Here is a 13,739-nt window from a genome sequence, read left to right as displayed (position 1 = left end):
TCTTTTTGATTTTAATTTTTAAATAAGTTCAGATCCACAAATTCTCCCATTCTTTTGTAACCGGCTTCATTGGGATGAAGAAAATCATGGTCGTGCATATCGTTTAAGATGACTTCCGGATTTTCACTTTGCATTTGTTTTGCAAAATCTATGACGGCATCAAACTTCCCGCTGTTTCTGATCCAGTCGTTTACTTTTTTCCAGGCCTCGATACGGAAAGGCTTGTCGTAGAATGACCTTCCGAAAGGAAGAATCGTTGCTCCGTACACTTTGATTCCGTTAGCATGTGCCTTATCGATCATCACCTGGTAAGCGGCAATCAGTTCTTCTGTTCTTTTGGAGGCGTCATCAGGATCTCTTGTTCCTCCCAGATCATTCACTCCTTCCAGAATGATCAACCATTTTACGCCCTGCTGATTGAGGATGTTATAATCAAAACGGTCTAATGCTGTAGGACCCAAACCTCCTCGCACTACACAATTCCCACCAATTCCGAAATTAAGGACACTTACATTTCTGGTTGAAGGATTTGCCAGTAACCGCTCCGAAAAAATATCCGGCCAACGATTCTGTCTGTTGGTTCCCGATCCTCTTCCGTCGGTAATGGAGTTTCCCATAATAGCCACCGCATGTGAGGGTTCACTGGTCTTTACATCGATGTTAAAAAGCGAATACCAATGATCTGTTTTTACAGGATTTTTTAATACTGCTGAACTCGCCTGCTCACCTTTAACAATAAAAGAGGTTGTTCTTGACCCCGGATGCCCGGTGACAGATTGGGTTACTTTTCCATAGGAAATTGTAATAGCCAGCAACGAATTAGGCTTCAGGTTAAAGTTCACTTCATCAGAATAAATATCAGATCCGGGAGCAATTTTAAAATTGTTTTTCTTCCCAAACGTTAATGATCTGACAGTAGCTGCATCTACATTGCTGCTATCAGAAGGCACGGCAATAGAAACGGCTTTTACTGCAAGGCTGTCTGTAGAATACCTATTGGAAAAACGTAACCGCAATTTTTTTCCACCCACAGATACACGCACAATCTGACGCATGGTGTTCCCCGAAAGTCCCGGTTCCGGCGGAAGGTTTTTGGGTTCCACCAATTGGGGAGCCGTTGCCCAGGTAGTGAGCCACTGATCTTTGGATGAATGCTTCTCCAAACTCTGGGAGGAAGAGCAGGAAACCAAAAATCCCGAAATGATAAAGATGTATAAGTTTTTGAAGCGCATTTTTTCTGTTTTTTCGTTTTATCAACCTTTAATTTCTTACTACAAATCCTCCGTCGGAGATTTTCTCAGTTCTGATAAACGGTTCTGCAGGCAAAACCCAAACAACGCAATAAGAAAAGTATTTTTAAATGATTCATAATCAGTTTATTTAACCTTAAAAAATCTGTATTCTTTTAATCTCTTCAAACCTTATAGGTTTTAAAAACCTATAAGGTTTACTTCTTTAATTTTTCAGTACAAAACCACCCTGCGACTGAATTTCAATCGTAAAATCTCCTTTTACATTCACTTTTACTTCTTTCTCTGATGAATTTCCTTTTGCATCATCATTGATAAGTTTCAAGTTTTTCCCGGCGAACATCGGCAGTTTTATTTTCAGTTTCCGGGATTGCTTCTCAGCATTTACGCCTGCCACATACCATTCATCCGCATGTCTTCTCGCAACCACAGCATATTTCCCGGGATAGCCGTCTATGAAAACTGTCTCATCCCAAAGTGTCGGAACTTCTTTCATAAAACTGAGCTGAAATTCCGGAGCATCGGTCAGGTTATTCGGCATTACACCAAACATCTGAACAGGATTTTGAAACAGGACTGCTGTAGCCAGCTGAAAACCATCTGTTGTATGTCTTTTATTTTTATCCCTGTTGGATTCCGTTAAATATTTATTGAGGAAAGTACCTCCGAATTCCATACTTCCCACTGTATTTCTGATGAAAGGATGAAGTGTGGCAAAAAAAGCTTCCTGTTTCCGTACATCTTCTGAGAAATAAAGCATTTCTGAGGCAAGAACGGCTTCGCTTCCTGCGTAATTCGGGTACATCACTTCCCAGCCTCTAGGTACAGTAGCCCCGTGAAAAATAATGGTTAATCCAAAATCATTGGCATCTGACAGAATATCTTCGTAAAGACGCATGATTTCCTGTTTGTCTCCTCCTAAGAAATCTACTTTCAATCCTTTTACGCCTGCTTCTTTCAGCCATTTCATTTCTTTTTTCCGTTCAATGGATGAGCTCATTTTATTTCTAGGCCCCATGGGCGCATCATTAGCCGCACCGTTGGAATTATACCAGAGCAACACGCCTACATTTCTGGATTTTGCATATTGAATAAGGTTTTTCATTCGTTCTTTTCCAATATTTTTATCCCAAAGTGCATCCATAAGAATAAACTGATATTTCAGCGCAGCAGCAAGGTCTATGAATTTCACCTGATCATCATAGTTCATACTTTTATCCTGCCAAAGAATCCAGCTCCATGTAGATTTTCCGAACTGATAGTCCTGTGAAGGCTCATACATCGGATCTACCACATCAAAAGGAATGGTAGTTTCTACAATGGGTTTCAGGGAGCTGCCTACTGTAATTGTTCTCCACGGCGTCTTTCCGGGAAGTGAGACTGCTGCTCCGATACTTCCGAAACCGTTATTTTCAGCAATGTTCGGATAAGCTACTTTGTAAAGACTTTTTTCTGCTGTGGTTTCAAGGTGTGAAGCACAATACGAACTGTTCACTCCTGTCTCGGAAAGCAATACCCAACCTTCATTTCCGATATGGAACAGACCAGGGAAAACGTATCCGTAATCAGACGACATTCCCATCTCAGCATCGGCTTTATAACCGCTTTCGTAGCTTGGTGCTGTACGGGCAAAACCTGTCATTGGCTTCATCATAGGTGAAAGAAAAGTAGTTGTCTGTATCGGGAATCTATAACCTGTAGTTTCTGATTGTACCACAACACTCAGCCGTTCTTTCATGGGTGGAATATTGTAGCGGAAAGCAATATTGTTGTTGCTGACCTGAAATTCAATGTTTATTTGATGTTGGTCTGCATTGATGAAATTAACCGATAAAGTATTTGCCTTATAATCAATCTCAGATTTTTTGATCTTTGCATTTGTGTATTTCTTAGAAACCAAGTCTTTTTGGCTGTCAGTAAATTTCAGATTCTTTGAAAAATCGGACTCATTGGTTACCAAGCCCAGCGGGGATTTTTCAAGCATTATTTTTTCCTGAAGGATAACATTATACCATGCTTTTCCATCTTCTGAAAAGACATGAAGCTTCAGGTGTCCATCAGGGCTTGCAACTTCTGCTACCTGTGCAAAACTTTTGCTGATCAGAAAAAAACTGAATAGTAGATATAAAACTTTTTTTCTCATAATTAATTATTTTCAAGAAAGGTCCAGTAATCGAAATACATAATATCTGTTGAGGCTTTGCCATTGAATACAAAGTACAGATCATGAACACCGGTAATCTTTTCGGTAATCTGAACTTTTACCGTTTCCCAGCGGTCATCTCCACCCGTCATCGGAACCTTTACCGTCGCGGCAACCGGTCCGTTCACAGCATCCAGATGAATGGTCATTGTGACGTCACTGTTATGGGTAGTTCCTACCCTTGCAGAGAAAGCACTGGCTCCTTTTTTTCGGAAATCCACATTCTTTACACTGGTATAAGCACCATTTTTCTTTGCTTTGATGAAAACACCAGCCTCTTTATTCTGATAAGATTTTACATTTTCTGACCAGGCAATCATTTCTGCCTGATTGAACGAATAGGGATTAACTGCAGCAATAGCTTTTGTAATTCCATTGGTCATTTTAAAGGGTGAAATAGAGCCATCTTTATTGAAAGTAAGCTCTTCCAGACTTACCGATCTTGTAAAACCGCTTCCGCCCGGCAACGCACCATTGTGATAAAAGAAATAGGTTTTCCCCCGGAAATCAATAACACCGGGATGATTGGTGAATGACTTTCCTTCAGCAGGCATGATAATTCCTCCATATTTCCAAGGGCCTTCTGCTTTTTTGCTGGTAGAATATCCTATGAATTCAGGAAGCGGACCACCCGGCCAGAAAAGATAATACAGATTTTTTCTTTTGTACAGCCACGGGCCTTCTTCATATTTTGTTGGTCTTTCCGGATTGGGTTTTCCATCTCTTTTTCCAAATGATTCTTCTGTCATCGGAACTTCTATGATGTTTCCGGAATAGGAAATCATATCTTCATTCAGCTTGACATATTTCAATTTGGGATTTCCCCAGTACATATGGGCCTGGCCTTCATCATCCACAAAAACTGTAGGATCAATATCACCCCATTCGCTCTGAACCAGAGGTTTTCCCAGCGGATCATGGAAAGGCCCAAACGGACTGTCGCCGACAGCAACCCCTATAGCGCCTTTGTTATTGGTTTTTGACCACATCGGGATATACATAAAAAATTTCCCGTTCCTTTCTATACATTGTGCGGCCCAAGCATCGCGTTTTGCCCAGTCAAAATCTTTATACGAGAGAATTGTCCCATGGTCTGTCCAGTTGACCATATCATTGGTGGAATAGACTTTCCAGTCGTTCATGGTAAACCAGGTGGACTCATCTTCATCGTGTGTGGTATACACATACAGTCTATCATTATAAACCATCGGTGCGGGATCTGCAGTATAATTGGTCTGAATGATAGGATTCTGAGCAAATCCCATCGAAAATAAACCTACTATAGCAATGCAACTGATATGTATTTTGCGGATATTCATAGAACAGAGAATTTGGATGTAAACTTTTATTCTGACTTCAGCATGAGATTAATATCTTCCTGCTTTATGGGTTTGAAAAGAAGTTGTGAAAACAGATACAGATCATTTTTCCAGACTTTGAAATCGTGGCCGCCCGGTTCTACATAAAAAATATGAGGAATTTTATTTTCTGTAAGATAGTCGCTTGTTCTTTTGCTGAAAGGCATCAGTCTGTCCTGATCTCCACATGAAATCCAGAGAAGCTTTAATTCCTTAGCTTTGGATGGATCCGGAAGAAGAAGCTGGGGCTCTTTGGTATTCGGAGCTGCGGAAAAGGCACCTATCCAGGCGAACCTGTCAATATTTCCCAGCCCGAAATTCAGGGTCTGCACACCACCCATAGAAAGTCCCGCAATGGCTCTGTCGTTTCTGTCTTTTTTTACCGGATATCTTTTTTCAATAAATGGAATCAGATCATTCAGCAGGTCTTTCTCAAATGTTGCAAAAGCCTCTACTTTATCTTTTGCCATGATATCTCCTGTTGCTCTGTCATCTTTCATAGCCCTTCCGTTAGGCAGTACAACAATCATTGGAGTAAGTTTTCCTTTGGCATACAGATTATCTAAAATAATATGGGGATTTCCGTTTCTGAACCATTCTTTTTCATCTCCCCCAATACCATGAAGCAGATATAAAACAGGATACTTAGTGCCTTTTTTGTATCCGGGAGGAGTATACACCAATGCTTTTCGCGTAGTACCAACCGTTACTGAAGAATATTGTATGGTATCAATCTTTCCGTGTAGAATTTCTTTTTTCTCCGTATCAAAATCCTGTGGTACTTTTTTCTCAAAAACTTGCGCAGAAATAAAAACTCCTGACAGCATGAAACTTAATGCTAATACAACTGATTTATTCATGATTTTTTATTTGTATTTTTAACACTTATTATTTCGGATAAAAAAATAATAACATATTATTTTATGTACATAGTTCCGCAGACTTTTCTCTGACTTTCTGACTTTTATTACTATTTCTATTTTCCTGCTTCATTGACTCTGAAAAAATCTACATCTATGAATCCTCCGGTATTTTTAGTGGCATAATTAAAAATTGCAAACTTCGACCCCATAAAAAATCTACGGTAATCAAAAATCATTTTATAGTCTTTTGCCATTTCCGTCCAGTTTTTCTGATCGGTGCTGTAATAAAAGTCTGCAAGATCTTTCCCAAGGTTAAAATTGGCATCAATACGAAGGAAAACCTTATCTGAGTTGATACGAATGCGTTTTTTTTCTTCTTTTTTAACCTCCGTAATGGCTTTTGTTTTACTATCCAGGCTCACTTCATTGGTTGAAAAAACGATAAATTTTTCATTACCCTCCTTCATTATTGACAAGATACCGGAATCACCGTTGAAAGCGCTGAAACCCGCAACATCTCCATCTTTCATTCCTTTAAGATCCATCGCGACAACCGCTGAAGAAGTCGGACCTTCCATTCTCTGGGTTAAAGTATTGGGTGCCGCGTACAGATTGTCTACGACTCTGCTCGTTTTCAGTCTGAGAAATCCTTTTCTTTCGGATAAAGACCATGCTTCATTCACCGGATTATGATTCCACTGCCACTGGATCTTCATTTTTTTGTCAGAAAACTCATCACTTTCCACCAAATGATTTTTTGCTTTGAATGGCGGAAGAGGAACTTCACCTTTCAGAGGAACTTTTCCGTTATCTCCCAAGACCGGCCAATCGTTTTCCCATTGAACAGGCAATAAAATCGGGACGCGCCCTACTCCATTTCTGTCCTGGAAAATAAGAGAATACCAGTTTCCGTTCTTATCATCTATTAAAGCTCCCTGACCTGCATAGGAAAATCCTAAAAAATTGTCTTCCAGAATTACTTTTTTCTCATAAGGGCCTGCCACTTTATCCGCTCTGTAGATTACCTGACGGCGTTTTCCGTTTCTGGGCCATGAAATCATCATCATGTAGTATTTTCCGTTTCTTTTGATGATCTGATTTCCTTCCAGAAGTCCGGTTTCCGAAGCATCTTTCTGAAACACTTCAGTTCCATCCGGATTTCCTATGACCTCTTTAAAATCAGGACTCAGTTCAAAAACTTTGTTGGAAGTGAAAACATATACTTTGTCATCATCATCAAAAAACAGAGAAGCATCATGAAAATGCCGTGTTCTGGTGATGAGCTTCCAGTTTCCTTTTTCAGGATTATCCGTCACATAGAAATAAGATTTGAAAGGTTCATCATTCGGAGAAAATAAAACATAGTATTTTCCTTTATGGTAGCGGATTGAAGAAGCCCATTGGCCTCTCCCGTAAACCGTTCCATTCAATAGATTATATTTTGAATTATCATTTAAAGTATCAAAAACATAACCTGACATTTCCCAATGTACCAGATCCCTGGAGTGCATCACCGGTGCTCCCGGCATCAGATGCATTGTGGTACTGATCAGGTAAAAATCATTTCCGTTTCTGGTAATGGATAAATCCGGTGCATCAGCCCATATGATAGGATTAGTAAACGCTGTACTCTGTTTTCCAGAAGGATTTACCTGGGCTGAAAGAAGATTCAGCCCGATAAACCCCAATAAAGAAACTATATAAGATTTTTTGATTTTCAAAATGTACTGTGATGTTTGGTTTTTAATCTTAGTTTTTTTAATTAAAACATTTATGCAACAAATGAATGTTTTTTCTATGTTGTCAGACCTCCCATATTCATAATGACAAAGGTCTTTCCTACTATTCCGGTACGATATCATTGGAAGAGGTACTGTACAGGCCAATAAGGCTTCCTGTAAAACCTCCCGCCACATCAGTAGAAAGAATATCCCCTGAAACCGGTCCTCCTAGATTTTTGTAGCTCTTACCATCCACAGAATAATTAAAGCTATTTTCATCCTTATCAGCCACCACCTGCAGTTTAACCGGTTTGGATAATGAAATTTTCTCGCTTGCAATTAACTTTGATTCTCCTTTTTCGGTTCTTTCCAATACGATGTAGAAATCTTTATCCTTTTTTGTGATTCCGAAAACATAATTGAATTTTTCACTTTGATAACAGGTAATTCCCGCCAGCTCTTTTTCTGATTTAGGCTTAAAATCAAGGGTTACAGAGGTTTCAAAAGATTCATGCTGTAATCTGTGGAACAGTGCTGAAACCGGGGCCAATGCTTTGATATTGGTTGCAAAAGGATTTACTTTCACACCGTTTTTGGTAATATTGATGAAGCTTTCACGAGGTCCGCGCATGGCAATCCATCGGTAATCAAGATTTTTATCTGTCAGCTTATCGGCATAGGTAAAGTTTCCGTTGGGAAAAAATCCGTTTTGTCCGTTGTGATTCTGAGCTCCTTCAGGCAATTTCAGTTTTGGTTTCATCGGAACCAGCCCGTTTTGGAAAACAGGATAGGTTCCGCTCCAGTCAACCGGAAGAATGAACGTTTCACGGCCTTTGTTAACACGGTTTTTCTCGTTGGGACGTATCGCCAGAAATACTCCGTAATATTGGCCATTTGGTGTTTTCACCAAATCTGCATGGCCCGCCCAGTCTACCTTTTCTTTTCTGTCTTTTGGGAAATAACGCTGTGTCAGAATCGGGTTATTACCCGCCGGAACATAAGGTCCTTTTGGAGAATCAGACATAAAAATAACTTCGCTGTGATTCCCTCCAGTTCCTCCTTCTGCACACATCAGGTAATATTTACCGTTCTTTTTGTAAATATGAGGGCCTTCAATCCAGATCGGTTTTTGGGAAAGATCAACTCCACCGTTGACAATAATTTTATCCGAACCAGGCACGACCTGGTCTTTTTCGAGATCATATTCCCAGATTTTAATGACGCGGTGGCCGTTGTACTGCTCGGTACCTTGTGGTGGAGCATCGTTGTGAACGATATATGCTTTTCCATCATCATCAAAGAAAATAGCCGGATCAATACCGTCAAAATTCAGTTTCTGAACTTCGCTCCATCCTTTTGACGGATCTTTTGTTTTTACGACCATATTTCCAATACCTCCCGCAAACTGGGTAGTGATCATATAAAAAGTGTCGTTGTGCCTGTTGTATTTGATGTCCGGCGCATAAATTCCGTGCGAAACACCTGATTTTTCAACTTTAAGCTGTGAAGGTCTGTCCAGGACGTGCCCTACCTGTTTCCAGTTCACCAGATCTTTAGAAGTAAAAATCGGGACGCCCGGGAACATTGAAAATGAGGAGTTAACGAGATAATAGTCTTCCTCTTTTCTGGTAATGCTGGGATCGGGATAACATCCCTGAAGGATCGGCGAGTAGAACTCATCCGGCTTGAGAGGGTTGTCATTATATATTTTATCATTTCCGTGGTAAGTAAAGTCGGAGAATGTTTGGGCAGAAATAGTAGTCACTGAAAGTAAAGCCGCTGCCGCAAGGACATGAGTTTTATTCCTGAAAAAAGTTAAATCCATTATATTCTGTTTCATTGTTATTCTTTTTTATAGTTTTTAATATTTTGCAATTTTTAAGCTTAATTCTATTCTAAACGGTTTTCCTGCGGTTGATGATTTTAATCAATCCCCAGGCTGTAATGTAGGATATTCCAGCTATGAAAAATATGATATTATAGCCTCCGTTGATATTTCCTGATTTTTTAAAGGTATCGAGAACGATTCCGATAAAAAGAGGAAAAATAATTCCTGCTGCTGAGCCGAGCATACCTCCAAACCCTATCACAGAGCTTACATAATGATTAGGCAGGTGATCCCCGACCGTAGTCATAAGATTGGCTCCCCAGCCCTGATGCGCAGCCGTAGCAAGAGCTATAATCAGGGTAATCAGCCACATATTATCTACATATTTTGAGAACATGACCGGAACAACCATCAAAGCAAACAGTAACATCGTAAAACTTCTTGCTCTTCCGATTGCCCAGCCTTTTTTGATCAGAAATGATGAGAGATATCCTCCGCCGATACTTCCGATCGTGGTTCCGCTGTAAATAATAATCAACGGAAGGGATGGTTTTGTTAAATCCATTTTGAACACATCCGAGAAATACGCCGGAAGCCAGAACATGAAGAAATACCAGATAGGATCAGTTAATATTTTACCAATAGCAAATGACCATGTTACTTTATATTTGAGTAATTCCGATAAAGGAATTTTGGTTTTCTCCTCTGTTTTTTCAGCCTGATCACTTTTTATGTATTGAAGTTCTTCTTTGCTGAGGTTTTTTGTTTTTTCCGGTACGGCATAGAATTTCCACCAAAGGATAATCCAAACCATACCCAAAGCACCAATCCACACAAAAGTCTGCCTCCAGCCGTAATGCCCGAGAATGAAAGGAACCAGCAGCGGTGCTAAAATAGCTCCTACAGTTGCTCCCGAGTTGAAAATCCCTGTTGCCAATGCCCTTTCCTTTTTTGGGAACCATTCAGCCACAGATTTGATGGCGGCAGGAAAGTTTCCGGCTTCACTGATTCCCAACGTACTTCTCGCTATGATAAATCCTACTGTACTTTTGACAAACCCATGTCCTATAGAGGCAAAGCTCCATACAATAAGGGAAACAGCATACCCGATTTTTGTTCCCACCTTGTCTATAAACCTTCCCATGGCCATGTATCCGATAGCATAAGTAGTGGTAAATGCCATTACAATATAGCTGTAATCTTTTTCATCCCAGCTGAATTCTTTTTCCAGAACAGGTTTCAGCAAACCCATTACCTGACGGTCAAGATAATTGATCGTAGTGGCGAGAAAAACGAGAGACAGCATCCACCATCTTATATTTCGGTTGTGAGGGGTCTGCATTTAGTTATGATTAAGTTGTTGTAATAAATCCTTTGTTTTCAGAGTCAGTTCTTCTTCATTAAAATCTTTTCCGATGAGCGAACTGCCCAGTCCTACTGCTATGGCACCACCATTGAGCCATTCCGTGATATCTTTATAATCAGCATGGATTCCTCCGGTTGGCATAAAATTCATTCCCGGAAAAACAGGTTTCACAGATTTGATGTAATTCTTTCCTAAAGCGTCTGCCGGAAATATTTTAACCAGTCTTAAACCGTTCTGATACGCGATATTGATATCAGAAGGGGTAAAGCAGCCCGGAATCAGCAGGATATTTCTTTCGAAAGAATATTTCACCAATGCTTCACTGATAACCGGTGTAATGATAAAATCTGCCTTTGCATTGGCAAAATCATCCATTTCCTCTATGTTTTTTACCGTTCCAATTCCTAACAAAAGACCGGGAAATTCTGTATGGGAAATTGCTTTCAGCTCTGTAAAATTTTCCAATGCCTGATGACCGCGGTTGGTGTATTCTATTACACGGATTCCTGCTTCGTATAAAGCTTTTATGATATTTTTTGAGACTTCAAACGATTCGTTATAAAATAATGGAACTATTTTATGGTCTTTTATTTTCTGTATTATTTCATTCATAATTTTTCGATATTAATGCTTTCATCAATGGTATCTCCCTTTACAAAAAGCTTTTTAAAAGCAACTTTTGCGGCATCCTCAAGGATCTGCTGATCAGGATTTCCTTTTAAAATTCCATGAACCAAAGCGGCCATGAAAGAATCACCACTTCCTACTCTTTCTTCAATTTTGTCTGCATTATATTTTTCTGAAATCAAAAGCTGTTCACCAGCAAATAAGGTGGCAAAGTAATTCACCTGTTCTCCATTTGTAAAGCGGAACGTATTGGCAATACTTTCTACATTTGGAAATTGTTTCCGGATTTCCAAAGCTGTTTTTCCAGCCTGTTTCAGAAGATTTTCATCATCAAAATTTCCGTTAAGCTCATATTCAATGGGAATATTCAGGAACTGCTCAACAGACCAGATATTTCCCATGAGAACGTTTACAAAAGGCATCAGCTCTTTAATTGTATGAGGACTCTGATTTTGCCAGAGTAACGCTCTGTAATTCAAGTCGAGAGAAACAGTAATATTTTTTGCCCTGGCTTCTTTCATGATATGTAAACATTTGCGAAATGCATGATCACTCAAAGCCGGTGTGATGGTGCTGATATGCAGCCATTTTACATCTGAAAATATTTCCTCATCACTGAATGCTTCAAAATCCGATTGGGTAAAAACAGACGGAAAGCGATCGTAAACCACCGAAGCATTCTGCATATCTCCATCGGAAGAAAGATAAAATGTTCCTATTCTCCCTTGAGTTTTTCCTGCCAGAACTTCTATTCCTTTATTTTTAAGTTGAAATTCTAATTGGTTTCCAACAAAATTCTCAGGTAAAGCTGTTAACAATTTCACAGAATTTTCCCACTGGGAAAGTGCTGCCGCTACATTGTATTCAGCTCCGCCCACATAGATTTTCAGAGACTGCTCATTGAGCCAGTTTCCTTCGGAATCCGGAGCAAAGTGGAGAAGCAGTTCTCCGAAACATAATATCTTAGACAAATCCTGCATGGTATTAGATTTCAAAATAATTTTTTGTATTGTGATAACAGATATCCTGAATGATCTTTCCAACCCATTTTTCATCATCGGGAAGGAGACCTCTTTCCATCTCATTTCCGAACAGATTGCATAAGAGCCTTCTGAAATAATCGTGTCTTGAGAACGACAACAGACTTCGGGAATCGGTAAGCATACCGATAAAAGTGCTGATTAATCCAATATTTGAAAGCGTATTCATCTGTTTTGTCATTCCGTCAAGCTGATCCAGGAACCACCAGGCTGCCCCAAACTGTACCTTAGATCTGATTCCTCCTTCGTTGAAATTTCCGGCAAGAGCTGCCAGAACTTCGTTAAATGCCGGGTTTAAATTGTAGATAATGGTTTTGGTCAGTTTTCCTTCTGTGTTGAGTTCATCAAGCAGAATGCTCAGTCTCTGTGCATGATATTGTTCTCCAATAGCATCATAACCTGCATTGGCACCCATTTTTCTGAACATTTCTGAATTGTTGTTTCGGGTTGCCCCTACATGAAATTGCTGCACCCAATCTTTTTCTGCGTACATTTTGCAAAGCTCTTTCAGCATATAACCGCACAAGGCTTCGGGATCGGAAAATGATGAGAGATTCCCCTTAAGGAATTCAGAAAATTCTTTTTCAAGGCTATGATTCCATTTCGTAGTATCCGGGAAATATTCAAAGCCATGATCGGCTACTTTTGCCCCTGCTTCCACAAAATAATTGATTCTGGACTGGAGTGCATTCAACAGATCATAAGCTGATGTAATTGGAAATCCGCAGACTTTTTCAAGCTTTTTAATTCCTGAAATATACTGTTCAGGGTTAATCATATTAATATAGGAATCAGGGCGGAAAGCCGGAAGAACAGCCGTTTTAAAGCCACTCTCTTTTAAAGCTTTATGATGAACGAGATCATCAGCAGGATCATCTGTGGTACATAAAGCCTCCACCTTAAAATTCTGAAGAATGGATTGTGGCAGAAAACCAGAGGTCTGCAGACTTTCATTCATCTGATGATACACTGCATTTGCATTTTTTGGCGATAAATATTCGCTGATTCCAAAAGGATTTTTTAATTCCAAGTGGGTCCAGTGAAATAATGGGTTACGAAGTGTATAAGGCACGACTTCTGCCCATTTCATAAACTTTTCCTGGTCTGAATCCTGCCCTGAAATAAACTGTTCATGAACTCCAAAATTTCTCATAGCCCTCCATTTGTAATGGTCTCCGTCCAGCCAAATAGCCGTTGGAGAGCGGAAATTCTGATTGGCAGAAATAACGTCCGGTTCAAGGTGATTGTGATAATCGATAATCGGCATATCTTTAGCATAGCCAAAATACAGATTCTCTGCCTTTGCTGATTCCAGCAAAAACGATTCTCCGAAAACTTCTTTATTTTTAATGGAATTACTCATTATTTACTTTTACAATTCAGAATTTTAATTCTCTTTAGGTATTCAGACTTTAAGAAAGTCAACATTTAAAAAACAGGACCTTACATGAAACCATTAAGGTCCTGTTCATTGGATATGAAG

Annotated in this window: 10 protein-coding genes; all 10 read right to left on the bottom strand. The window is 39.6% G+C overall.

Features of this window, described 5'->3' with window-relative positions; translation table 11 throughout:
• Positions 1 to 11: 11 nt before the first annotated feature.
• Positions 12 to 1,232, bottom strand: a complete 1,221-nt coding sequence (locus tag KIK00_RS03475; RefSeq protein ID WP_255815161.1) for an SGNH/GDSL hydrolase family protein — start codon at positions 1,230 to 1,232, stop codon at positions 12 to 14.
• Positions 1,233 to 1,455: 223 nt separating this feature from the next.
• Entirely contained in the window at positions 1,456 to 3,393 is a 1,938-nt protein-coding gene (locus tag KIK00_RS03470; protein ID WP_255815160.1) for a glycoside hydrolase family 97 protein, read from the bottom strand.
• Positions 3,394 to 3,395: 2 nt separating this feature from the next.
• Entirely contained in the window at positions 3,396 to 4,772 is a 1,377-nt protein-coding gene (locus tag KIK00_RS03465) for a glycoside hydrolase family 43 protein (RefSeq protein WP_370647732.1), read from the bottom strand.
• Positions 4,773 to 4,798: 26 nt separating this feature from the next.
• Entirely contained in the window at positions 4,799 to 5,671 is an 873-nt protein-coding gene (locus tag KIK00_RS03460) for an esterase family protein (protein ID WP_255815159.1), read from the bottom strand.
• A 116-nt stretch (positions 5,672 to 5,787) separates the two neighbouring features.
• Positions 5,788 to 7,395 carry a glycoside hydrolase 43 family protein gene (locus KIK00_RS03455; RefSeq protein WP_255815158.1) on the bottom strand — a complete coding sequence of 536 codons (1,608 nt, stop codon included), beginning with the start codon at positions 7,393 to 7,395 and terminating at the stop codon, positions 5,788 to 5,790.
• A 121-nt stretch (positions 7,396 to 7,516) separates the two neighbouring features.
• Positions 7,517 to 9,235 carry a glycoside hydrolase family 43 protein gene (locus KIK00_RS03450; protein ID WP_255815157.1) on the bottom strand — a complete coding sequence of 573 codons (1,719 nt, stop codon included), beginning with the start codon at positions 9,233 to 9,235 and terminating at the stop codon, positions 7,517 to 7,519.
• Positions 9,236 to 9,290: 55 nt separating this feature from the next.
• Complete coding sequence (locus tag KIK00_RS03445; RefSeq protein ID WP_255815156.1) at positions 9,291 to 10,565, bottom strand: MFS transporter; 1,275 nt, start codon at positions 10,563 to 10,565, stop codon at positions 9,291 to 9,293.
• Positions 10,566 to 11,201, bottom strand: a complete 636-nt coding sequence (locus KIK00_RS03440) for a bifunctional 4-hydroxy-2-oxoglutarate aldolase/2-dehydro-3-deoxy-phosphogluconate aldolase (protein ID WP_255815155.1) — start codon at positions 11,199 to 11,201, stop codon at positions 10,566 to 10,568.
• A complete protein-coding gene (locus KIK00_RS03435) occupies positions 11,198 to 12,211 on the bottom strand; it encodes a sugar kinase (protein WP_255815154.1) in 1,014 nt (337 codons plus the stop codon). The genes KIK00_RS03440 and KIK00_RS03435 overlap by 4 nt, the downstream gene beginning before the upstream one ends.
• The gene (gene uxaC, locus KIK00_RS03430) at positions 12,201 to 13,619 is read right to left on the bottom strand and encodes a glucuronate isomerase (RefSeq protein WP_255815153.1); all 1,419 of its coding nucleotides are present in this window, start codon (positions 13,617 to 13,619) and stop codon (positions 12,201 to 12,203) included. Before uxaC ends, KIK00_RS03435 begins: the two co-directional genes overlap by 11 nt.
• Positions 13,620 to 13,739 lie beyond the last annotated feature (120 nt).

Source organism: Chryseobacterium sp. MA9 (assembly GCF_024399315.1).
Classification (GTDB): Bacteria; Bacteroidota; Bacteroidia; order Flavobacteriales; family Weeksellaceae; genus Chryseobacterium.
This window is presented reverse-complemented; position numbering and strand designations above follow the sequence as displayed.

Bases quoted from the DNA above. Each gene is read 5' to 3' on its own strand.
- KIK00_RS03465 (WP_370647732.1), bottom strand. From the start codon at position 4,772: ATGAATATCCGCAAAATACATATCAGTTGCATTGCTATAGTAGGTTTA.
- KIK00_RS03445 (WP_255815156.1), bottom strand. From the start codon at position 10,565: ATGCAGACCCCTCACAACCGAAATATAAGATGGTGGATGCTGTCTCTC.
- KIK00_RS03460 (WP_255815159.1), bottom strand. From the start codon at position 5,671: ATGAATAAATCAGTTGTATTAGCATTAAGTTTCATGCTGTCAGGAGTT.
- KIK00_RS03470 (WP_255815160.1), bottom strand. From the start codon at position 3,393: ATGAGAAAAAAAGTTTTATATCTACTATTCAGTTTTTTTCTGATCAGC.
- KIK00_RS03475 (WP_255815161.1), bottom strand. From the start codon at position 1,232: ATGCGCTTCAAAAACTTATACATCTTTATCATTTCGGGATTTTTGGTT.
- KIK00_RS03440 (WP_255815155.1), bottom strand. From the start codon at position 11,201: ATGAATGAAATAATACAGAAAATAAAAGACCATAAAATAGTTCCATTA.
- KIK00_RS03450 (WP_255815157.1), bottom strand. From the start codon at position 9,235: ATGAAACAGAATATAATGGATTTAACTTTTTTCAGGAATAAAACTCAT.
- uxaC (WP_255815153.1), bottom strand. From the start codon at position 13,619: ATGAGTAATTCCATTAAAAATAAAGAAGTTTTCGGAGAATCGTTTTTG.